This is a genomic window from Streptococcus parasalivarius, assembly GCF_054785155.1.
The window spans coordinates 135,278-156,473 of the sequence record NZ_BAABOB010000006.1 but is presented as its reverse complement, the minus strand read 5'-3'; the positions used below and the strand labels follow the sequence as shown (position 1 = coordinate 156,473).

Sequence of the window (21,196 nt, the reverse complement as noted above, 5' to 3'; positions counted from 1 at the left end):
ATAATAAGGCTGGGTTTCCCCAACCTTATCTTATTTAGTGGTTTTAGTTGTCTTCAACGGTACCAATTTTATTAAGTGGCCAGAAGCGGAATTTGACTTCCCCTACAAGAGCACTCTTGTCAAAGTAACCAACTTCGCGGCTATCTTTTGAAACGATACGGTTATCTCCAAGTAGGAAATATTTGCCTTCAGGAACAGTGACAGAGAAAGTAGTGTTTTTGTCCGCGTTGACAGTGAAGGCCTTAGATTCTTTAGCTAGTTGTTGGAAGTAATCGCGGTATGCATACTCTTTTTGTAGCTTATCTTTGGCAAAGGCAGCCTGGAATTCTTTGAGGTATTCTTCCTTGACTTCTTTACCGTTGACAGTAAGTTTATCGTTTTGATAGGTAATGGTATCACCTGGCATCCCAATGACACGTTTTACGATTTGTTTCGTCTTACCATTTTCAACCTCCTTGGCAACGACAATATCAAAGCGTTCAATGGACGTGTGTTTCAAAACAATAACACGCTGGTTATTGGCGAGAGTTGGATCCATTGAGTGGCCGTCAACCTGAACAGGAAGCCAGAGGAAGAGGCGAGTCAAGAGGAAGAATGTGATAAAGAGGATAAAGAGTCCCCATTCACGAAGGAAAATGAGAAAGTATTGGGTCCATTTGTTTTTCATAGTTAAGGCCTTTCAGGGTTATTTTAAGCGTTGGTAGGCTTTTTTAGTATTGGCGAAATGATATTTAGCAGTAGTTTGGAGTGCCTGATCTCCGTAGGCTTGAAGAAGCTTGGCTGCGACCTGGTCGGACTTAGCACCAGCACCTGAAGGAAGAGTATAACCTACTTCTTGGCTGAGTTTATCCAGATTTTCCAGGAAGAGATTGCGGGCGATGATAGAGCTCACCGCGACAGCTAGGTATTTACCTTCGGCTTTTTCTTCTAAAGTAATAGGGAAGTCAAAGCGATTACGTTCGTTCTTGAGGTATTTTTGATAATTCTTCTCACTGGTAAAAGCATCAATGACAATCTTATCTGGTTTAGCACCTGATTGTAACAATAGGAAGATAGCCTGATTATGGAGGGCTACTTTAACGGACACAGCATTATGACTCTTACCGTCTCCAACCACTTCATTGTACTTTCTAGGCGAAAGAAGGAGTGCCTTGTGAAGAATTTTCTCCTCCAACATAGGTGCAATCTGACGAATCTTGATATCGTTAAGATTTTTAGAATCATCAACTCCTAGAGATTTCAAAAAGGCATGGTCAGCTGGGGTAACTAGACTAGCTACAACAGCTAGACCACCAAAATAGGAGCCATTTCCGACTTCGTCTGATCCAATTAGGGCTAGGTTTTGCCCATCAGGTGAATGCTTAGGTTCAGCTTGGTATCCAAAACGGCTAGCTAGGATTTCTGGCTTAGCACCTTGGAAAGTTACCTTTCCTGAAGTATAGGCGATGACACTTATTCCATCGACCTTGGCTGAAAAACTTGCATAAGGATTTTTAGTCGCAGTCGCATAGCTTGCTAGGTCCTTCTGGAGTGTCGAAATCTGCTCTGCTGTCATTTTTAATACGATTGTGCCCATGAAATCTATTTTAGCACAAAAAAGGAGAATTGGTAGATATTTTACAGACTCGGAATCCCTGAAAATTATTTTTCTAGAGAAGTGCAAAGTCTAAAATTTACGAAAGTTAAAATTTAGGATATAATGATTAGAAAGAGAATGCCTAACCCTGCTCTTTTTTCCATAATTAGAAGAAATAGGTTGGCATTTAAGTGTCGAACACGCCTCAGAGTAAGTGTCTGATTCTTGCTAAAACATGGCGATATAAAAGCAATAAAATAAGGAGAAGCTGCGGTGGCGAATCCGTGACCACCATTGATTGGCAGCTAACAAGCAAATGGCAAATAAGAACCGTTACAAATTTCGTTTTGGAGAGAAGAACCTCACGCTAACAACTGATAAGGATAACCTATTCATGGAAGAGGTTGAGCGTGTTGCCCACGAGAAATATAAAATTATCAAAGAGCAGATGAAAAATGCTGACAATGAAACGATTGCTATCCTAATGGCTATCAATTCTTTATCAACTCAGTTGGAACGCGAAATCCAAGTTGAAGATATGGAAAAAGAGTTGGAAATTTTGAGAGCTAAGCAACTCGAACAACTTAAGGTCAAGGCGACAGCTCAAAGTGATGACGATGAGGATGACGCATGATTGGACTCCTTGTCTTAGCCCTCATGGCTTGGAATTTCTATATTGGCTACCGAAGAGGTCTCTTTATGCAAGCCTATTACGTGGCTTCAGTCATTATCGCCATGTGCGTCGCGACCTATTTTTACAAGTCGCTAGGAGAGGCTATCAATCTTTGGGTACCTTATACTAATCCAACCAAAGATGCCAGTGTAGCTTTCTTTAAAGATCAGAACATCTTCTCACTTGACCGTGTCTATTATGCAGGTGTTGCCTATTTTGCCATTTACTGTGTGGCTTATTATGGTTTGCGCTTTCTTGGGATTTTCTTCCATTTTGTGAGAATTGAGCGTCTTGACCAGACACGGTTCCAAGTGATAGGCGGTGTTTTGGCTTCCTTGGTAAGTCTAGTACCTTTGACGATGTTGGGGAATATCCTTGCGACCGTTCCCATAAACAATATTCAAACGGTCTTGTCATCTAGCTGGGTTTTGCGTCTTTTGATTAATTGGAATTTTCCAGTTAGCCAGATTATCCAACACTTGTGGACAAGTGTGATATAGAAAATAGAAGTCTTCCTTGCTTAAGGGAGACTTTTTTGTGTTTGGATTGGATTCACACAAAAAAAGACTGGACACATAGTCTCAGTCCCTCTTAATTAGTTTTAACCCAAGGTTGCGATGGTACATCCGGAACCACCGGCACTTTGTGGGGCATATTCAAAACTTTTAACGTGGCGGTGGTGACGGAGATATTTGGTAACAGCATCACGGATGACACCGGTACCAATACCGTGGATGATGTCCACCTGACTCATGTTGTTAAGTAGAGCTTGGTCAATAAAGGCATCGAGCTCTTGCATGGCTTCTTCGTAACGTTTCCCACGAAGGTCTAGACGGGCACGAGGCCCACCAGATGCCTTCTTGGCTTTCTTGACCACATTGATCTGTTTTTTCTTGGGTTGTTGTGCTTCTGCTTGGGCACGAACCAGAGTGAATTCGTCTGCCTTGAGGGTCATCTTGATGAGACCCACTTGAGCTTCCCAGTTACCATTTTTGGCTTGACTGGTGAGCGTACCACGTTGCCCATAGGCAGTAACGATGATATCATCTCCGACACGAGGGGCACGCGCAGCCTTTTCTTTCTTAGCCTTACGAAGGACCTTATTTTTAGAGAGGTCCACTTGTGGGGCAAGTTTCTTGAGTTTTCCTTTGGCGTCGATAACTTCATGAGGTTTGAGTTGACTCTTATCGTGGAGATTTTTGAGAATACTATCGCTCTCAGCCAAAGCGGTATCAACCATCTCTTGAATTTCTTTTTGAGCCTTTTCGAGTTCCTTGTCGTATTCATGGGAGAATTCGTTATAGAGTTTCTTGACCGCACGGTTGAATTTAAGGTTCTCTTGCTCCACGTCCTTGATGTGTTCCAGACGTTTTTGTGTTTCCACAGTTTGGGCCTCAAGTTGCTCGATGATACGGTTGACATCACTATCAGTATCCGTGAGGTTTTCTGCCTCCTTGACAATAATCTCATTCAAACCGAGGCGTCGAGCAATTTCAAAGGCATTAGAACGACCAGGAACCCCTTGCATAAAACGATAGGTAGGGCTTAAAGTCGCTGTGTCAAACTCCATGCTGGCATTTTCCACATGTTGCGTCTCAATCCCATAGGCCTTAAGCTCAGGATAGTGAGTGGTGGCCATGGTCTTAATCTGGCTCAAACGGAGGTGCTCTAAGATTGCCATGGCTAGACTAGCCCCTTCCTGAGGGTCGGTACCAGCCCCAAGCTCATCGACCAAGACAAGACTGTTGCTGTCGGCAGCGTCCAGAATCTCGACAATGTGGGTCATGTGACTAGAGAATGTTGACAAACTCTGTTCGATAGACTGTTCATCTCCGATGTCCGCAAAAATCTCTTGGAAAATGGCGACACGACTGCCCTTATCAGCCAAAATTGGCAGACCAGATTGAGCCATTAGTTGTGCTAGTCCTAGCGTTTTAAGCATGACCGTTTTACCACCAGTATTGGGACCTGTGATGACAATGGCTGTGAGGTCCTCATCAAAGCGCAAATCGTTGGCTACAGGATTGACCAAAAGAGGGTGACGAACGTTAAGTAGTTGTAGTGTTTGATTCTCACTAATTTTTGGAATAACCGCTTTTTTATCATGGAGATAGAGGTATTTTCCTCGAATGAAGTCCAAGTGGCCCAAAATCCAAGCGTTGTTAGCGATAGCAGCAGCTTGTGGGCGCAGTTGATTAGACAATTCATGCAGGATACGGGCCATCTCGTGGCGTTCGTCTGCACGTAATTGTGTAATTTCTTCGTTGAGCTGGATAACGGCACGTGGCTCGATATATACTGTGTTTCCAGAGCTTGAGATGTCATGCACAACCCCTGCGATACGGTTACGGTAGGTATTTTTGACAGGAAGCACCGAACGACCGTTACGACTAGCAATCAAACTCTCAGCCAACATGTGGCCAGATTTCTTGAGAATGTCTTGCAAGGTCTGGCGAATGGCATCATCACAAGATTTAAGTTGACGACGAATATTTTGCAACTCTGGGCTAGCAAAATGCTCAATAAAACCACCGTCATTGATGCTCTGAAGACTGCCTTGTAGACTTGGAAAGGCTTCGATCTTTTCGAAAAGACGTTTAAGGGCGATGAGCTCTACATTTTCAAGGTCAGCGTAAAAGCGACCAAGGTCAGCTGAAGCTTGTAGCACCTTCTTGATAGCAATGAGCTCCTGAATGTTGAGGTCAGCATCCAGTTCCAAACGACGCAAGGGCTCAGAAATATCTCGCAAGTTACCAATGGCAAAGCCATGGTGCTCTACGAAAATCTCTGCCATTTCTTGAATTTCTGTAAATTGATTTTGAATTCTTTCTGGATTGGCCATAGGCACCAAGTCACGCAACTCCGCCTGAGCCTGTTCAGTCTGCAGGTATTCTGTGAACTGGTCCTTGACCTTGTTAAATTCTAATTGGTCTAAAATCTTTGTGTTCATAGCTCCTATTATAACACATTTGACTATAGGGGGGGGGGTGGAGGTGGGAAATGCTTGGAACAATACTGTTGACTGATTTTGTCTAAAGTTTGTTGATGGACAGTTTTGTCTGTAGCCTTTTTATTTTTTAGCTAGTTTTATGTAAACTAGTTTCCTTAAAATAAGAGATTTTCAATTAAAACCAATGCTCCCATCTATGCTATAATAAACCTATGACTAATCAGAAAAAATTACTATTAATCGACGGTTCATCTGTTGCCTTTCGTGCCTTTTTCGCACTCTATAATCAAATTGACCGTTTTCGTAACAATAACGGCCTTCATACCAATGCCATCTACGGTTTCCACCTCATGTTGGACAACCTGCTTGAGCGTATCCAACCGACCCATGTTTTGGTAGCCTTTGATGCGGGTAAAACAACTTTCCGTACAGAGATGTTTGCGGACTATAAGGCTGGTCGTGCCAAGACTCCAGAGGAATTCCGTGAGCAGTTCCCTTATATCCGTGAGATGTTGGCTGCACGTGGCATCGCCTATTATGACTTGGCTCAGTACGAGGCAGATGACATTATCGGTACCTTAGCTAAGATGGCTGAAAATACCAGTGAGGACTACCAAATCACAGTTGTTTCTGGGGATAAAGACTTGATTCAGCTGACTGACGAAAATACAGTCGTTGAGATTTCGAAAAAAGGTGTAGCCGAGTTTGAAGCCTTCACACCTGACTACCTCATGGAGAAAATGGGGATTACTCCAGCGCAATTCATCGACCTCAAGGCCCTCATGGGTGATAAGTCCGATAATATTCCAGGGGTTACTAAGATTGGTGAAAAGACTGGTCTCAAGCTCCTCTTGGAACACGGTTCCCTTGAAGGTATCTATGACCATATTGATGAGATGAAGAAGTCCAAAATGAAGGAAAATCTCATCAATGACAAGGAACAAGCCTTCCTTTCTAAGACCCTGGCGACTATTGATACCCAGTCTCCTATTGAAATTGGCCTAGATGATACGGCCTTTACGGGACCTGACCTTGAAAAATTGGCAGCCTTTTATGACGAGATGGGCTTTGTTCAGTTCAAAAATGCCCTTGGTGGAGAGGCTGTGCCACAAGATTTTGATGTAGCCTATACAGAGCCTAGCCAAGTAACAGCGGATCACTTCAGCCCTGACGATTTCTTTTATTTTGAAATCCTTGGTGAGAATTATCACACTGAGCCTATCATCGGTTTTGCATGGGGTAACGACAAGCAGATTTATGCGTCTACAGATACTGACCTACTCAAATCAGACGCCTTCCAGGCAGCTCTTTCTAAGGCTGTTAATATCTACGATTTCAAGCGTAGTAAGGTCCTTTTGAGTCATCTAGGTATTGACTTGCCTACGGCTAATTTTGATGCCCGTCTGGCCAAGTATCTCCTCTCAACCGTTGAGGACAATGAATTGTCAACCATTGCCCGTCTCTATACAGACTTGCCGCTTGAAACAGATGAAGTGGTCTATGGTAAAGGGGCTAAACGTGCCGTTCCTGAAACAGAGGTCTTGCTCAGCCACCTAGCTAAAAAAGTCAAGGTCCTTCAGGTAGCTAAACCTGTCATGCTTGAAAAATTGGCTGAACACGGCCAATCAGAGCTTCTCTTTGATATGGAGTTACCACTGGCAAATGTGCTAGCTAAGATGGAAATCGCTGGTATTAAGGTTAAGGGACAAACCCTTAACGAGATGGCAGTGGAAAACCAAGTAGTAATTGACAAATTGACCCAAGACATTTACGAGATGGCTGGTGAAGAGTTCAATATCAACTCGCCTAAACAGTTGGGTGTCATCCTCTTTGAAAAAATGGGACTGCCTTTGGAATACACTAAAAAAACCAAGACAGGTTATTCAACGGCTGTGGATGTCCTTGAACGTTTGGCACCAATTGCTCCAATCGTAGCTAAGATTTTGGAGTACCGCCAAATCACCAAGCTTCAGTCTACCTATGTCTTGGGGCTTCAGGATTATATCCTTGAGGATGGCAAGATCCATACCCGTTACGTGCAAGATTTAACACAGACAGGGCGTCTGTCATCAGTTGATCCTAACTTGCAAAATATCCCTGTTCGCTTGGAGCAAGGTCGTCTCATCCGTAAGGCTTTTGTCCCATCGACTGAGGACGCAGTGCTTTTAAGCTCGGATTACTCACAGATTGAGTTGCGCGTGTTGGCCCACATTTCGGGAGATGAGCATTTGATTGCAGCCTTTAAAGAGGGGGCAGATATCCATACCTCTACAGCCATGCGTGTCTTTGGTATTGAAAAGCCAGAGGATGTCACACCTAACGACCGTCGTAACGCCAAGGCTGTTAACTTCGGTATCGTTTATGGCATTTCTGACTTCGGCCTTTCTAACAACCTTGGCATTAGCCGTAAGAAGGCCAAGGAGTATATCGATACCTACTTTGAGCGTTATCCTGGTATCAAGGCCTATATGGATAATGTGGTCCGTGAGGCCAAGGATAAAGGATATGTAGAAACTCTCTTCCATCGCCGTCGTGAGTTGCCAGATATCAATTCTCGTAACTTTAATGTTCGCAACTTCGCAGAGCGTACAGCCATCAACTCGCCTATTCAGGGAAGTGCTGCTGATATCCTCAAGATTGCTATGATTAACTTAGACAAGGCTTTGGTAGAAGGTGGCTATAAAACTAAGATGCTCCTCCAAGTGCACGATGAAATCGTCCTTGAGGTGCCAAACGATGAACTTGTAGCGATGAAAGCCTTGGTTAAAGAAACCATGGAAGCTGCAGTCGAACTCGCTGTCCCACTCATTGCAGATGAGAATGACGGCCGTACATGGTATGAGGCAAAGTAAAACATGAAAGAAAATTTTCCATTTACCTATTTTCTCTTGCGTTACATGCTAGGATTTCTGGCTGTTATCCTAGGTATTGTAGCAGTATTGGTGATTATCACCTACTTTATGACCAAGTAGAAATAGACAGATGAAAGCTGGACTGAGGTCTGGCTTTTTTGATGCAGATATTTGTAATTGTAAAAATAATCACTAATTAATATCTAGATATTTTAATCAAAACTCTAATTTGATTGAGGATGGGATTGTTGGATCATAGTGAAAGCTATGATTATATAAGTGTTCTTGATGAATGGATATAAATTAATTTTTCAAAAAATACTTGACTTATCAATCATACAATTGTTAACATAATGTCAGAGATATTTAAATGATTTAATGTTTTTATTAGGTCGTTTCTTATGAAAGGATAGTTATGAAAAAGAAATTAACAGGGTTTGCGCTCTTATCAAGTTTGTTTTTGTTAACGGCTTGTAACGCAACAAATACGGGTAGTTCAGGCTCAGGCGACAGTGCTTCTAAGTCTGAGCAAGTGAGTGGTGATTCGTCCGAAACCGAGGAAGTGAGCTACGATGAGCTCTATGCTTCGGTCTTGGACCTCTATCGTCCCATTGCTTTGAACGGCGATACATCAGCTGTTCCAGGTGATCTTTCGTCTGACGAAGCTTATGCGACTAGCACCCTTTTTGATGCTAAAAGAGCAGGAGAAAACGTGCAATATAGCTATGTAGATATCAACGATGATGGCTCAGCTGAACTTTTGATTGGGACTCCTGACAGTGTTCATGCGCTATATTATCTTGATAATGATGATAAGCCTGTATTTGCCAAAAGTGCTGGGACCTTTGCCAAGGGTGGTTACTTGAGTACCATGAAATTTTATAAAGATGGTACGATTTACTGCCAACTCTTCCAACGTATGAGACCTGAGGCCAAGGCTGAGACCTATGAAATCAAGGATGGCACCTTTAACCAACTTCAATCAGTTGATTTCAGTATGTCTGAGACAACAGACGGTGCAAGTAAGGTTGGTCTCGGTGACGCTCAGACTCTTGATTTGTCTTCCGAAGACTGGTATGACTTTGACGACTCAAGTAGTGACGATACAGAAGAAAGTACCAGCGACAGCAAGTCAAATAAAGAGACTGGTATGGACATCAATGCTATTCAGAATGGTGATTTCTCAAGCATCGCTGGAACTTGGAAGAATGGTAAAGGGATGACACTGATTTTTGACAAGAATGGGTTGGTTAGTGACACAGAAAGAGTAGGGATTGAATATTCAAAGGTTACGGATGGCTACCTTAAATCAGGTACTAGTCCGAAATCTGGTGTTGGTGTTGCTGGAGGAGCAATGGCATTCTTACCTAAAGGAGTATCTCTGACTGGGGAGATAACATCATCACCTAATGAGAAAGTAGACGATCAGTCAGATAAAAGTAAGGATCGTATCTGGGGTGGGCAGTCACTTTATGGCACCACAGACGACAGTTACTTCTTCTATAAAGTCGATTAATAATTTCCAAGCTGAAACTTAAACGTTTCGGCTTTTTTTGTTTCCCATAGTGACATTTATGTCACTATTTTTTGTTAGTAATCTTGCCTATAATAAAAACATAACTTAAGGATATAACTGAGAGCTAGCGACGGTTGTCTTTAAAATGAAAGGAGATAGAGTAAACAGTTAATTCTAGGATATCTCTTAGTGGTTAGTGAGGATACTAAGAGATTTGCAACTCACAATTATCATAAATAGAAAAAATAATATTATAAGGAGAAGATATATTGAAAACATTAGAAATGACACAACAAGTATTGACGCATGAGGAATTATCAGTGGTTGTAGGTGGTGGATGTAGTTGGAACAATGCAGCTAAGGCTGCCCTCGGAACAAGTATCACGGGTCTTATCACTAGTGGCCCAGGAGGAGCCTTGTTGGGATTAGCTGGAGGAGCAGTAAGTTACGGAGCGTTGTGTTGGGTATGATTGAATTTTTGATGTCAAAAAATGTGACTTATTTGGAATTGTTTTATATCATTTTGGGAGTAGTTCTTTCAAAAGTATACCTTGCTTTGCGAGGCCGTAAGCACGATAAACTTGATGCATAAGAAAAAGGGTAGCACTCAATGCTATCCTTTTTTACTGTCTTCATAAGTTTTAATCATCTTCTTCTGTGGTGTGGCCATTGGGAACTGGTCAAAGTCTTGACTAGCCACCCAGCGTAGCTCCTTATCGGAAGTGAGTTTGTCGTCATTAACGCTGCCTTCCACCATTTCGATGGTCCATTTTTGGTGGCTGAAGGTATGCTTTACGGGTGCAAAATTATTGCTAGACCACTCTGGTTTGAGGGAATAATCTTTCTCAAAAACAGCTTTTTGAGAGACTGTCTCGAGAATACAATCATCCTTTTCAAAAAGGCTGAGTTGTTGGCCAATAAAGTCTGTTTCCATGATAGGGAAGGACCAGAAACCACCTAGCAGACGTCCCTCGATATTTTTTTCGAGCAGAAATTCACCCTTTGGATTTCTGATAATAAAAGCCTGAATTTGCATAGGTTTAGGCTTTTTCTTAGGCAATTTGATGGGGTATTTGTCATAGGTTCCATTGAGATAGGCTGCACAGAAAAAGCGAATAGGGCTTTCGTCGGGTCTTGGATTTTTAGCTGATTCGATATCAGTCCCAAGGTCCATAAGCGCCTGGTTAAAGTCACCTGGACGGTCAGGGTCAATCAAAATGTCCATAATCGCTTGGAAAATCTTACGATTTTTGGCGTCTCCGATATCGTAGTTAACCTCAAAGAGACGAGCCATAACCCGCATAACGTTACCATCAACAGCAGGTTCTGGGAGCCCAAAAGCGATGCTAGAAATAGCACCAGCAGTATAGGGTCCGATGCCCTTGAGTTTGGCAATATTTTCATAAGTATCTGGAAACTGGCCATCAAAGTCATCCATGATTTGTTGCGCAGCCTTTTGCATGTTTCGGACACGTGAATAGTAACCTAGTCCCTCCCAAGCTTTGAGAAGCTTCTCTTCTGGAGCTTCGGCCAAATCCTTAACTGTTGGGAACCAGTCTAAAAAGCGCTCGTAATAGGGAATAACAGTCTGAACCTGAGTTTGTTGTAGCATGATTTCACTGACCCAGATATAGTATGGGTTTCTAGTCCTACGCCAGGGGAGGTCTCGTTTCTCTCGATCGTACCAGTCCAGGAGGGTGCGACGAAAGGACGCGATTTTCTCAGCATCCCACATGACAATGCCGTATTCTTTTAAATCTAACATGTCTCTATTGTAGCAAAGAAATCTTTTTTCAAAAAATTATGCGTTTTTCTGACAAAAGGATTGACAAAAGTAAGCGTTTACATTATACTAAAAGTGTAAAGAAGATAAGGATTCATCAAGGAGGTAAGAGCCATGGTGAGAGTAAATATTTCAAGGTACAAAAACGGAGACTAAGATCTCTAAACAAAACAGTAGGCAAAACAAATAACTTTACCAATCATCTCTGAGGAGCGTAACCGCATGACAGTAGGGCGTTACAAGAACGGAGATTAATTCAGTCGCATAAAATAGCTACAAGGGAGTGATACCACCAGAAGTCGAAAGCCAAACTCAAATCTGTTAACTTAAGAAAAGTGAGGTAAAGCTCATGAGAAATGTTAGTAGGTATAAAAATGGAGACACATAGGTTGTTGCGTAAAATAGCCTAAGGAGTGATACCCATGCCATACGAAACGTAAATCCTATATTCTTAAGATGAACGAGGTGAGTTCATGAAAAATATGAGTAGGTATAAAAACGGCGATTAATAATGTTGCATAAAATAGCTACAAGGGAGTGATACCACCAGAAATCGAAAGCTAAACTCAAGATTAACGTCAAAAAGTGAGGTAAAGCTCATGAGAAATGTTAGTAGGTATAAAAATGGAGACACTTAAGCTGTTGCGTAAAATAGCTTAAGGAGTGATACCAATGCCAAATGAGTAATCTATCGACAAAAGTTAAATGCTTAAATCTTGTAACAAAGTACCGAGGTGACGCTTATGTTGATGTTTGATGTAAGTCGTTATAAGAACGGCGACAAGTAAATCTCATTGAGTGGTCAATGGGGAGATAGGTCTCAAATCATACGAATCGGAGGCGATTATTATGATGATGAATTTAGGACGTTATAAAAATGGAGACACTTCAAGTTGTTGCATAAAATAGCTTAGGGAGTGATACCGATGTAATAGAAAATTTACAATGCTTGAAAGTTATTTGTAAGTTGATGGAGGTAATCTATGATTGCTAGGTATAAAAATGGTGACACACAATGACTCCTCCTTATGAAAATATTTTTTACAAAATTCCAAAAGGATGTTCTAATGACAATTGAAGAATCTTAAAAGCTCATTCTAGCGTGTAAGAATGAGCTTTTTGATATGTTGAATATTAGTGGATTTTAGTGAGAGACTCTTAGTCCTTTTTGTTCAACCGAACCTTCCGTAGGAGAGCAAGCCTTTTTTGTTCTTTTACTAGAGTCGTAAAGATTTGGTATTGATTTTTAAGATGCGGTAGGAAACTCTTAGGAATTTTACTATCGAAGTTTAGGTTGTTCAGAAATATGGGGGCACTACTGTCTCTATAGATTTGTCCTTGGAAGAAGTAGTTGTCGGTCACGATATCAACTGAGATACGTGATGAGCGCCATCGACGTTTGCGCATGTACTTGGGTTTCCAACGAATCTTAAGTTGCTGGTCCTTGATATACCACCCCATGATGTCTATTTTGGCGGTCTGTTTCGTTTTGTCATCAAAGTATGTTACTGGTACGCTTAAAACCTGCTGGCTTCTTGGTGAGGTTAAGAAGGGGTGAAAATCAGGAATGAAGTCGTAGTCCTTGCTAGACACTTCCGATAGACCGTCTTCTTCTCGTATTTTGCCACGGCTGACGTACTTGAAGAAGTCAAAACTCTTACCTTGTCTTTCTAGTCGTTCAGCCTCTAATTGATATCTTGTCACCTGATCACCGGTATTTTTAGTCGTCTTGAGGTAACGCATGATTTCTGCATCCTTGTAGTAAAGAGCAACGAGATTTTTTAGACGTTGACTAGGGTTCAGAGAGTGTACCTTGTCTGGAAAGGACAAGATTTGTATGTTTTGGACAGCGGCTAAAGGAACAGCAGCGATACCAGATAAGAGCTTGTCTAGTTCAAAGAGGGAGACGGTATCAAAATGACTGGTATGACCAAGCTGATGTGTTATGTCAACAACAAAGAGGTTATTGTCCTGTTTGAAAGTGATAATGTAGACGTCACTCGGACCTAAGTTTTTTAAATCATATTCTAGGGAAGTAATAGGAATATTATAGTAGTGGTTAAAGGTTGGAAGCCCTAGTTTTTCTCCTAATTTCTTTTTATGATAAAGCATTCTCTTATTTTAGCATGAAGTTTGGCCGGAGAAAAGACGACTCATAGGGCTTAATTTTTTTCTTAGCGATTCAAATTTCTATCTATTCACTTTTCCCTTGCATTATCCTTCAAACTTTGGTAGAATTATATCCTGTGAGTGCACCTCACTTACTCGTGGCGAAAGACCATGAGTCATTAGACCAAAAGAGGAGGAAAATATCAATGGCTAAATACGAAATTCTTTATATCATTCGTCCAAACATTGAAGAAGAAGCTAAAAACGCTTTGGTAGCACGTTTCGATTCTATCTTGACTGACAACGGTGCAACTGTTGTTGAATCAAAAGATTGGGAAAAACGTCGTCTTGCATACGAAATCCAAGATTTCCGTGAAGGACTTTACCACGTTGTTAACGTTGAAGCAAACGACGATGCAGCTCTTAACGAGTTTGACCGTCTTTCAAAAATCAACGGTGACATTCTTCGTCACATGATCGTTAAACTTGACGCGTAAGAAGGTAAATTATGATTAATAATGTCGTACTCGTTGGTCGCATGACCCGTGATGCGGAACTTCGTTATACACCAAGTAACGTTGCTGTTGCAACATTCAGCCTTGCGGTTAACCGTAACTTCAAGGGTGCTAATGGTGAACGTGAAACAGACTTTATTAACTGTGTTATCTGGCGCCAGCAAGCTGAAAATTTGGCTAACTGGGCTAAGAAAGGCGCATTGATTGGAATTACAGGTCGTATTCAGACTCGTAACTATGAAAATCAACAAGGTCAACGTGTTTACGTAACTGAAGTTGTCGCTGATAATTTCCAAATGTTGGAAAGCCGTGCGGCACGTGAAGGTCACAGTGGTGGTTCTTACAACGCTGGAGGATTTGATAATTCAAATTCATTCGGTGGTGGAGCTTCAACTGGTGGTTCATTTGGTGGATCACAACCTGCGCAATCTACACCAAACTTCGGTCGTGATGAGAGTCCATTTGGTAATTCAAATCCAATGGACATTTCAGATGACGATCTCCCATTCTAAGAATGGACAAAACGAATTAAATATATAAAGGAGAAATAAACATGGCTCAACAACGTCGTGGCGGATTCAAACGCCGTAAAAAAGTTGATTACATCGCAGCTAACAAAATCGAATATGTTGATTACAAAGATACTGAGCTTCTTAGCCGTTTCGTTTCAGAACGTGGTAAAATTCTTCCACGTCGTGTAACAGGAACTTCAGCTAAAAACCAACGTAAAGTAACAACAGCGATTAAACGCGCTCGCGTTATGGCACTTATGCCTTACGTAAACGAAGACTAAAAATAATACCCTCGACTGAGGGTGTTTTTTTCTGCCTTGATTTTCTAAGCCTTTGTAATTTCTGGGGCTGACAGTGGAGAGTTTTGTTTTATATTTTAGGGAAAAAAGAACAACCAACTGGCCTTCTCATTCGTCTTGAGGAGCTAGTTGGTCGTTTTGTGGTATATAGAGTGTGCTTTCTAAGAAATCATCAAATTTTTGATCGTTAACGAGGATATCAACATTATATTTGAAGACCTTGAAGCGGTTGGATAACCAGTGTGTTTTGATATCTGCCCAATTGTTGAAGCGACTCCACCTGTAAGGAAGTGTAGGGTCCTGTTTTTCAAAGACATAGATACTGCCGTCTTTTTCGTAAGCTATAGCCGTGTGGAAATTGCTGACATCACCAGGGCTATTTTGAAAGACCGATAGGAGTTTAACCTTCTCTGGAAACTTGAGTCCAGCTTTTTTCCAAGCTTTAAGGAGATCGTCTGTAGACTGATAGCTGATATTATCACCAAAAAGGAGACTGTAGAGAGCTTGATCCTTGGCAGTTAACTCTTTGTGGTGTGACTTAAGATCTATAAATTCGTTTTGAAGGGGGAGTTCTAATTTGGTGAGGTCCTCTGAGCTTGTAATAAGGTCGTGAAGAAGGAGGAAAGATGTTCGTCGACAGTTTAAGTCGTCAGTGAAGTGTGATTTATTCTCTTCAAAAGTTTTTTCATTAAGGAAGGTGACGAATTGGTTTTGATCTTTGCCGATTTTACTTTTGGTCCATTTTTTGACAACTGGCTGAAGGTTTGTATTTTCCTGATTATAACGAGTAATATAAGGGGCTAGATTGTCCCAGTCTTTGGTCGGTATGCCTTTGCTTTTTAAGGCTTTGGCTAGCTGTTTTTCTTGAGTGGGAGTCGTCACGTTGTTGAAACTATAGTAAGCTTGATAGTTTTTCTGAGTATTCTTGTGGCTACATGCCATAAGTAATAGGCAGCAAACAATGATTAGTAGAGGGAATTTGATACGCATCTATTGGATTTCTTTCTTTTGTCTATTAACTTTAACATTTTAGTATAGAACAACCAACTGTGTCAAGATTTCTGACGTAAAAAAGCACCCTTCTGGGTGCTTAGGGATGAGATGATTAAGATGCAGGTGCGTAAGTACTTTGAACGTTGTAGTGACGTTTGAAGAAGTATTTGGCAACACCAGCGATGACACCAATGATAAGGATTACAATTGGTGAAAGACCAGGGTTGAGGTAGCTTGGAAGAAGGGCTGTAAGACTAAAGAGAGCAAACCATGCAATAAAAGAGAGTGTGATGATGGTCATGCTGAACCACCATTTTGGACGTTCTTCTTTTGGTTTGTTATTGTGACGGTAGATGTAGTGGTAAGGGGTATACATAGCAAGACCACCAATGAATGACACTGAAAGAAGGGTTGTGAGGCCGTAGCTGGTTTGTGTGCCTGAGAAACCAAAGATTGCGTTCATGATTGCAACGATGGCTAGAAGGAAGAGTGAGGTATCAAGCCACATTTTCCAAGGTGTTTTATCTGTTTCTGGTACTTCTTTGTTAGGTTTACCAGTTTCAGGTTGTTGGTGTTTTTCAGGAGAGAAACTAGCTGCCCAAACAGTTGGAGCACCAAGGAGTCCACGTCCAGTGATTCCTTTTTTCTGGTTCTCGATAAGTTCAGGAATAATATCGCCAAGGATATCTTTGATTTCTTGGTCTGACTTACCATCTTTGATGAGTTGGTTGGTTGCGATGTGGATAAATTCTTGGTTTTTCTTGGTGAGTTTTTGGATGTCCATGAGATGACCTTTCGATAAATAGTATTATTTTTTAGTTTTGTAGTTTAGGGAAAAGAAGAGGCTCTATGTTAGAACCATTTTTTCCTGATAAAGTAGATAACAACGCAGGATGATCCGAAGGCTGCGATGAAAAAGATAACCCAAAAGGCATTATCTAAATCGTTTAGAGGCATAGAATTATTTTTAAAGTTCATGCCGTAGGCGGAGAAGATAACGGTTGGGATGTCCAGAGCCATAGTCATGAGAGCGAGTGTCTTCATGATAGTGTTCTGGTTGTTGCCGATGATAGAAGCAGAGGTTTCAGCCATGGCATTCAAGACATTTTCATAGATGCCTGCCATCTCAATGGCCTGTTGGGTTTCGACCAGTGTATCTTCCAAGAGATCCTCGTCCTCGATATATTTCTTCAAGCTAGAGGCGTTACCTGTTAGCTTTTTGACAATTCGCTCATTCATCTTAAGTGAGGCTTTTAGATAGACAATGGATTTTTCCAATTCCATCATGTCAATCAAGTGCTCGTTTTTAGTCGCATTTTCCAACTGAGCTTCTAATTTATCGCTCTGACGGTCGATAGAACGTAGAGCGGTTAGGTAGAGTTGAGCATTGCGATAGAGAATCTGAAAGACAAAACGAGTCTTCATGAAGGTGTAGAAGTTACGTACACGGTGGTTGAGGAAGTTGTCCATGAGGCTGATGTCCTCGAGACAGGTCGTAACAACTACCTCATCGGTAACGATGATACCCAATGGAATGGTAACGTAGTAACTTTTGTTATTACGCTCTTCATGGGTTGGGACGTCGACCAGAATCAGGGTGTAGTCATCTTCGACACCGATACGTGATGTTTCTTCCACGTCCAGAGGGGCACGGAGGTCTTGAATATCAATGTTAAAACGTTCTGCGACCTTCATGGCTTCTTCTTGGGAAGGGTTCACCAAATGAATCCAAGCACCAGGCTCGAATGTTTCAATTTCTTTGAATTCTTTTCCGGTGGATAAGAACATTTGTTTCAATGGGAACCCCTCCTTTGTCATTAGGTAAGCGCTAGCGTCTTGATTATAAAAGGATTTTTACAATCGCTTTTAAGTAAAATAAACACCGCTCTTAGCTTTTTTTAGTGATGTCAAATGAGGCTTGGGACGATGTTCCTTGCCTTTTTTAGACACTCCAATATTATACTACATTTGAAACATTTTTGGGCTGGATAAATTGAAATTTTGTTATAATATGAGAGAAAGTCGGGATGGATTTTCCCTCCGTCTGTAGAAAGGAGTGGCCGTAGCTTCTGGGTTAGGGCCTCTTAAAATATGCAAGATAAGTTAGTGATTCATGGAGCAAGAGCTCACAATTTAAAAAATATCGATGTGGAGATTCCACGTGATAAACTGGTAGTGGTTACGGGTTTGTCAGGTTCTGGGAAGTCTTCCTTGGCCTTTGATACCATCTATGCAGAGGGGCAACGTCGTTATGTTGAAAGTCTCTCGGCTTATGCCCGTCAGTTTTTGGGTAATATGGAGAAACCTGATGTGGACTCGATTGATGGTTTGAGTCCTGCCATCTCCATTGACCAGAAAACAACAAGCAAAAACCCTCGTTCGACGGTCGGGACGGCAACGGAGATTAATGACTATCTTCGTCTCCTTTATGCGCGTGTGGGTGTCCCCTATTGTCCTAATGGTCATGGAGCCATTCAGTCGTCCTCTGTGGAACAGATTGTTGACGAGGTTCTAGCCCTTCCAGAGCGTACACGTATGCAAATTTTGGCACCCATTGTTCGTCGTAGGAAAGGGCAACACAAGGCTGTTTTTGAGCGTGTACAGAAAGACGGTTATGTTCGTGTTCGTGTAGATGGTGAGATTTACGATGTCACAGAAGTGCCAGAGTTGTCCAAGTCTAAGATGCATAATATCGAAGTGGTTGTAGACCGCTTGGTAAATAAGGAGGGTATCCGTAGTCGTCTCTTTGATTCGGTGGAGGCGGCCCTTCGTTTAGCAGATGGCTACTTGATTGTGGATACTATGGATGATAATGAGTTGCTTTACTCAGAGCATTATTCTTGTCCAGTTTGTGGTTTCACAGTGCCTGAGTTGGAGCCTCGTCTCTTTTCATTCAATGCGCCATTTGGCTCTTGTCCGACCTGTGATGGTTTAGGTAATAAACTGGAAGTTGATATGGATTTGGTTATCCCTGATGCTAGTAAGACCTTACGTGAAGGTGCTCTGGCGCCTTGGAATCCTATTTCGTCCAACTACTATCCAGCCATGCTTGAGCAGGCTATGGAGCAGTTTGGCGTGGATATGGATACGCCATTTGAAAATCTGAAAAAAGAAGAACAGGATTTGATCCTCTATGGATCTGGGGACCGTGAATTCCACTTCCATTATGTTAATGATTTTGGTGGGGTGCGTGATATTGACATTCCTTTTGAAGGGGTTGTGACTAATATTAATCGTCGCTACCACGAGACCAATAGTGATTTCACTCGTAATGTCATGCGAGGTTATATGAATGAGTTGTCATGTCCAACTTGTCATGGCTATCGTCTTAACGAAGCAGCTCTCTCGGTTCGTGTTGGTGGTGAGAATGGCCTAAATATTGGTCAAATTTCTGATCTGTCTATCTCTGATCATCTTCAGGAAATTGATAGCCTGGAATTAGGTGAAAATGAAGGAATGATTGCCCGTCCAATTATCAAGGAAATCAAGGATCGCTTGACTTTCCTAAATAATGTAGGTCTTAATTATTTGACCCTCTCTCGTATGGCCGGAACCCTTTCTGGGGGTGAGAGTCAGCGTATCCGTTTGGCGACACAGATTGGCTCTAACCTTTCTGGAGTCCTATATGTTTTGGATGAGCCTTCTATTGGGCTTCATCAGCGTGACAATGATCGCTTGATATCAAGTCTTAAAAAGATGCGTGACTTGGGCAATACCCTGATTGTGGTGGAGCATGATGAAGATACTATGCGTGAGGCTGACTGGCTTATCGATGTGGGACCTGGTGCGGGTGCTTTTGGTGGTCAAATCATGGCCTCAGGAACCCCAGAGGAAGTTGCTAAGAACAAGAATTCAATCACCGGGCAGTATCTGTCAGGTGCAAAATCAATTCCTGTTCCTCTGGAACGTCGTGTAGGTAATGGTCGTTTTATCGAGGTTAAAGGTGCTAGTGAAAATAACCTGAAGAATGTATCTGTCAAGTTTCCACTTGGAAAGTTGATTGCAGTCACTGGTGTTTCTGGTTCGGGAAAATCGACTTTGGTTAATGGAATTCTCAAGAAAAAGATTGCCCAAGAGCTTAATCGAAATAGTGAGAAACCTGGTAAACACAAATCAGTGACAGGAATCGAGCATATCGAGCGTTTGATTGATATTGACCAAAGTCCAATTGGGCGTACACCTCGTTCTAATCCAGCGACTTATACGGGCGTCTTTGACGATATTCGTGATCTGTTTGCCCAAACCAATGAGGCCAAGATTCGAGGTTACAAGAAGGGACGTTTCTCTTTCAATGTCAAGGGTGGCCGTTGTGAAGCCTGCTCTGGTGATGGTATTATCAAGATTGAGATGCACTTCTTGCCTGATGTTTATGTACCTTGTGAGGTTTGTCATGGCACACGCTATAATTCTGAGACTTTAGAGGTTCGCTATAAGGGGAAAAATATTGCTGAAATTTTGGATATGACAGTTGATGACGCAGTTGACTTTTTTGCGGCTATTCCTAAGATTGCTCGTAAGGTTCAGACTATCAAGGACGTGGGGCTCGGGTATGTGACTTTGGGACAACCAGCAACAACCCTATCAGGTGGAGAAGCTCAACGTATGAAGTTGGCTAGTGAGTTGCACAAACGCTCTACTGGGAAGTCCTTCTACATTCTGGATGAACCGACGACGGGTCTCCATACAGATGACATTGCTCGTCTTTTGAAGGTGCTTCAGCGTTTTGCGGATGATGGCAACACTGTTCTCGTGATTGAGCACAATCTAGATGTTATCAAGACCGCAGACCACATCATTGATTTGGGTCCTGAAGGCGGTGTCGGTGGAGGTACCATCGTAGCTACAGGGACTCCAGAGGAAGTAGCAACTGTTCCAGAAAGCTACACAGGACAATATTTGAAAGAAAAATTGACATAAAGGAAAAAGGGCTCTCTGAGTCTTTTTTTGCTTTAGGCTGGTTTAAGTTGAGTTTGCTATTCTATGGTTAAGAAAAAAGATACAGGAGTCAGACTATGGTTAAAAAGCGTTTTTTTATAGGATTTAATGGTATTCTTCTAGCCTTATTTCTAGATATTTGTCTTTTAATTAGCATTCGTACAGTGGATCATCACGGCCATTTTCAATCAGCAACAGATAAATGGGAAACTTTGCTTTACGTTTTAGGAATTTATTTTAGTTTTCTCCTTTTTGAGGTTATTTTTTATCTTATTCTGAAACACCGTAGAAATAAACAAGTTTTGGAACAGGTCTTATAAAGGCCTGTCTTTTTGTGTTCAGTGGTAGTGACATTTATGTCACTATTTTTTTGAAAAGGGAGAACTTATAATGACCTTATACCCAAATCCACTAGGTCTCCAAGACGACTAAATCTTTGTATAGTCCAAGTGGTTATTGCTGTATTTATTTTTGAAAAGAAAG

Annotated in this window: 18 protein-coding genes; 10 read left to right on the top strand and 8 right to left on the bottom strand. The window is 41.7% G+C overall.

Annotated features, from left to right (window positions below):
* Positions 1 to 43 precede the first annotated feature (43 nt).
* Positions 44 to 667: a signal peptidase I gene (lepB, locus tag ACYVQ1_RS07240; RefSeq protein ID WP_013991198.1), complete on the bottom strand. Its 624-nt coding sequence runs from the start codon at positions 665 to 667 to the stop codon at positions 44 to 46.
* An 18-nt stretch (positions 668 to 685) separates the two neighbouring features.
* Positions 686 to 1,576, bottom strand: coding sequence for a ribonuclease HIII (gene rnhC, locus ACYVQ1_RS07235; protein WP_461250281.1), 891 nt, complete (start codon positions 1,574 to 1,576; stop codon positions 686 to 688).
* Positions 1,577 to 1,892: 316 nt separating this feature from the next.
* Between rnhC and ACYVQ1_RS07230 the strand changes: the two genes are divergently transcribed.
* Positions 1,893 to 2,210 carry a hypothetical protein gene (locus ACYVQ1_RS07230; RefSeq protein ID WP_461250280.1) on the top strand — a complete coding sequence of 106 codons (318 nt, stop codon included), beginning with the start codon at positions 1,893 to 1,895 and terminating at the stop codon, positions 2,208 to 2,210.
* Positions 2,207 to 2,749 carry a CvpA family protein gene (locus ACYVQ1_RS07225; protein WP_461250279.1) on the top strand — a complete coding sequence of 181 codons (543 nt, stop codon included), beginning with the start codon at positions 2,207 to 2,209 and terminating at the stop codon, positions 2,747 to 2,749. The genes ACYVQ1_RS07230 and ACYVQ1_RS07225 overlap by 4 nt, the downstream gene beginning before the upstream one ends.
* A 101-nt stretch (positions 2,750 to 2,850) precedes the next feature.
* Here the strand turns inward: ACYVQ1_RS07225 and ACYVQ1_RS07220 are convergent, their stop codons facing one another.
* Positions 2,851 to 5,199 carry an endonuclease MutS2 gene (locus ACYVQ1_RS07220; protein WP_461250278.1) on the bottom strand — a complete coding sequence of 783 codons (2,349 nt, stop codon included), beginning with the start codon at positions 5,197 to 5,199 and terminating at the stop codon, positions 2,851 to 2,853.
* Positions 5,200 to 5,411: 212 nt separating this feature from the next.
* On the opposite strand from ACYVQ1_RS07220, the gene polA reads away from it, so the two are divergent.
* The 3 genes from polA to ACYVQ1_RS07205 all read left to right on the top strand — a co-directional run bounded on the left by polA (position 5,412) and on the right by ACYVQ1_RS07205 (position 10,037).
* Positions 5,412 to 8,051, top strand: a complete 2,640-nt coding sequence (gene polA / locus ACYVQ1_RS07215; RefSeq protein ID WP_461250277.1) for a DNA polymerase I — start codon at positions 5,412 to 5,414, stop codon at positions 8,049 to 8,051.
* 415 nt (positions 8,052 to 8,466) lie between these two features.
* Positions 8,467 to 9,567: a DUF6287 domain-containing protein gene (locus ACYVQ1_RS07210; protein ID WP_461250276.1), complete on the top strand. Its 1,101-nt coding sequence runs from the start codon at positions 8,467 to 8,469 to the stop codon at positions 9,565 to 9,567.
* A 269-nt stretch (positions 9,568 to 9,836) separates the two neighbouring features.
* Positions 9,837 to 10,037 carry a Blp family class II bacteriocin gene (locus ACYVQ1_RS07205; protein WP_229040619.1) on the top strand — a complete coding sequence of 67 codons (201 nt, stop codon included), beginning with the start codon at positions 9,837 to 9,839 and terminating at the stop codon, positions 10,035 to 10,037.
* Between the two features lie 143 nt (positions 10,038 to 10,180).
* On the opposite strand, the gene mutY is transcribed toward ACYVQ1_RS07205, so the two are convergent.
* A complete protein-coding gene (gene mutY / locus ACYVQ1_RS07200; protein ID WP_461250275.1) occupies positions 10,181 to 11,332 on the bottom strand; it encodes an A/G-specific adenine glycosylase in 1,152 nt (383 codons plus the stop codon).
* Positions 11,333 to 12,508: 1,176 nt separating this feature from the next.
* Positions 12,509 to 13,462, bottom strand: coding sequence for a hypothetical protein (locus tag ACYVQ1_RS07195; protein WP_461250274.1), 954 nt, complete (start codon positions 13,460 to 13,462; stop codon positions 12,509 to 12,511).
* 203 nt (positions 13,463 to 13,665) lie between these two features.
* Between ACYVQ1_RS07195 and rpsF the strand changes: the two genes are divergently transcribed.
* From rpsF to rpsR, 3 genes are read left to right on the top strand one after another with little or no spacing between them, the layout of a single operon-like run.
* A complete protein-coding gene (gene rpsF, locus ACYVQ1_RS07190) occupies positions 13,666 to 13,956 on the top strand; it encodes a 30S ribosomal protein S6 (protein ID WP_003093185.1) in 291 nt (96 codons plus the stop codon).
* Between the two features lie 11 nt (positions 13,957 to 13,967).
* Positions 13,968 to 14,486, top strand: a complete 519-nt coding sequence (locus ACYVQ1_RS07185) for a single-stranded DNA-binding protein (RefSeq protein WP_002891844.1) — start codon at positions 13,968 to 13,970, stop codon at positions 14,484 to 14,486.
* 41 nt (positions 14,487 to 14,527) lie between these two features.
* On the top strand, positions 14,528 to 14,767 hold the full coding sequence (gene rpsR, locus ACYVQ1_RS07180) for a 30S ribosomal protein S18 (protein WP_000068665.1): 240 nt from the start codon (positions 14,528 to 14,530) through the stop codon (positions 14,765 to 14,767).
* 126 nt (positions 14,768 to 14,893) lie between these two features.
* Here rpsR and ACYVQ1_RS07175 read toward each other — a convergent pair whose 3' ends face one another.
* From ACYVQ1_RS07175 to ACYVQ1_RS07165, 3 genes are all read right to left on the bottom strand, one after another.
* Positions 14,894 to 15,775, bottom strand: a complete 882-nt coding sequence (locus ACYVQ1_RS07175; RefSeq protein WP_461250273.1) for a DUF4300 family protein — start codon at positions 15,773 to 15,775, stop codon at positions 14,894 to 14,896.
* A gap of 115 nt (positions 15,776 to 15,890) precedes the next feature.
* Positions 15,891 to 16,562, bottom strand: a complete 672-nt coding sequence (locus ACYVQ1_RS07170; protein ID WP_048790099.1) for a DUF1129 domain-containing protein — start codon at positions 16,560 to 16,562, stop codon at positions 15,891 to 15,893.
* 68 nt (positions 16,563 to 16,630) lie between these two features.
* Positions 16,631 to 17,575, bottom strand: coding sequence for a magnesium transporter CorA family protein (locus tag ACYVQ1_RS07165; protein ID WP_461250303.1), 945 nt, complete (start codon positions 17,573 to 17,575; stop codon positions 16,631 to 16,633).
* Positions 17,576 to 17,869: 294 nt separating this feature from the next.
* Here ACYVQ1_RS07165 and uvrA point away from each other — a divergent pair, with 294 nt between their 5' ends.
* The gene (gene uvrA, locus ACYVQ1_RS07160; RefSeq protein WP_461250272.1) at positions 17,870 to 20,695 is read left to right on the top strand and encodes an excinuclease ABC subunit UvrA; all 2,826 of its coding nucleotides are present in this window, start codon (positions 17,870 to 17,872) and stop codon (positions 20,693 to 20,695) included.
* 95 nt (positions 20,696 to 20,790) lie between these two features.
* Entirely contained in the window at positions 20,791 to 21,033 is a 243-nt protein-coding gene (locus ACYVQ1_RS07155) for a DUF3923 family protein (RefSeq protein ID WP_037602605.1), read from the top strand.
* The last annotated feature ends 163 nt before the right edge of the window (positions 21,034 to 21,196 follow it).

Coding starts and splice junctions, on each gene's coding strand:
- lepB (WP_013991198.1), bottom strand. CDS start 667: ATGAAAAACAAATGGACCCAATACTTTCTCATTTTCCTTCGTGAATGG.
- rnhC (WP_461250281.1), bottom strand. CDS start 1,576: ATGGGCACAATCGTATTAAAAATGACAGCAGAGCAGATTTCGACACTC.
- ACYVQ1_RS07230 (WP_461250280.1), top strand. CDS start 1,893: ATGGCAAATAAGAACCGTTACAAATTTCGTTTTGGAGAGAAGAACCTC.
- ACYVQ1_RS07225 (WP_461250279.1), top strand. CDS start 2,207: ATGATTGGACTCCTTGTCTTAGCCCTCATGGCTTGGAATTTCTATATT.
- ACYVQ1_RS07220 (WP_461250278.1), bottom strand. CDS start 5,199: ATGAACACAAAGATTTTAGACCAATTAGAATTTAACAAGGTCAAGGAC.
- polA (WP_461250277.1), top strand. CDS start 5,412: ATGACTAATCAGAAAAAATTACTATTAATCGACGGTTCATCTGTTGCC.
- ACYVQ1_RS07210 (WP_461250276.1), top strand. CDS start 8,467: ATGAAAAAGAAATTAACAGGGTTTGCGCTCTTATCAAGTTTGTTTTTG.
- mutY (WP_461250275.1), bottom strand. CDS start 11,332: ATGTTAGATTTAAAAGAATACGGCATTGTCATGTGGGATGCTGAGAAA.
- ACYVQ1_RS07195 (WP_461250274.1), bottom strand. CDS start 13,462: ATGCTTTATCATAAAAAGAAATTAGGAGAAAAACTAGGGCTTCCAACC.
- rpsF (WP_003093185.1), top strand. CDS start 13,666: ATGGCTAAATACGAAATTCTTTATATCATTCGTCCAAACATTGAAGAA.
- ACYVQ1_RS07185 (WP_002891844.1), top strand. CDS start 13,968: ATGATTAATAATGTCGTACTCGTTGGTCGCATGACCCGTGATGCGGAA.
- rpsR (WP_000068665.1), top strand. CDS start 14,528: ATGGCTCAACAACGTCGTGGCGGATTCAAACGCCGTAAAAAAGTTGAT.
- ACYVQ1_RS07175 (WP_461250273.1), bottom strand. CDS start 15,775: ATGCGTATCAAATTCCCTCTACTAATCATTGTTTGCTGCCTATTACTT.
- ACYVQ1_RS07170 (WP_048790099.1), bottom strand. CDS start 16,562: ATGGACATCCAAAAACTCACCAAGAAAAACCAAGAATTTATCCACATC.
- uvrA (WP_461250272.1), top strand. CDS start 17,870: ATGCAAGATAAGTTAGTGATTCATGGAGCAAGAGCTCACAATTTAAAA.
- ACYVQ1_RS07155 (WP_037602605.1), top strand. CDS start 20,791: ATGGTTAAAAAGCGTTTTTTTATAGGATTTAATGGTATTCTTCTAGCC.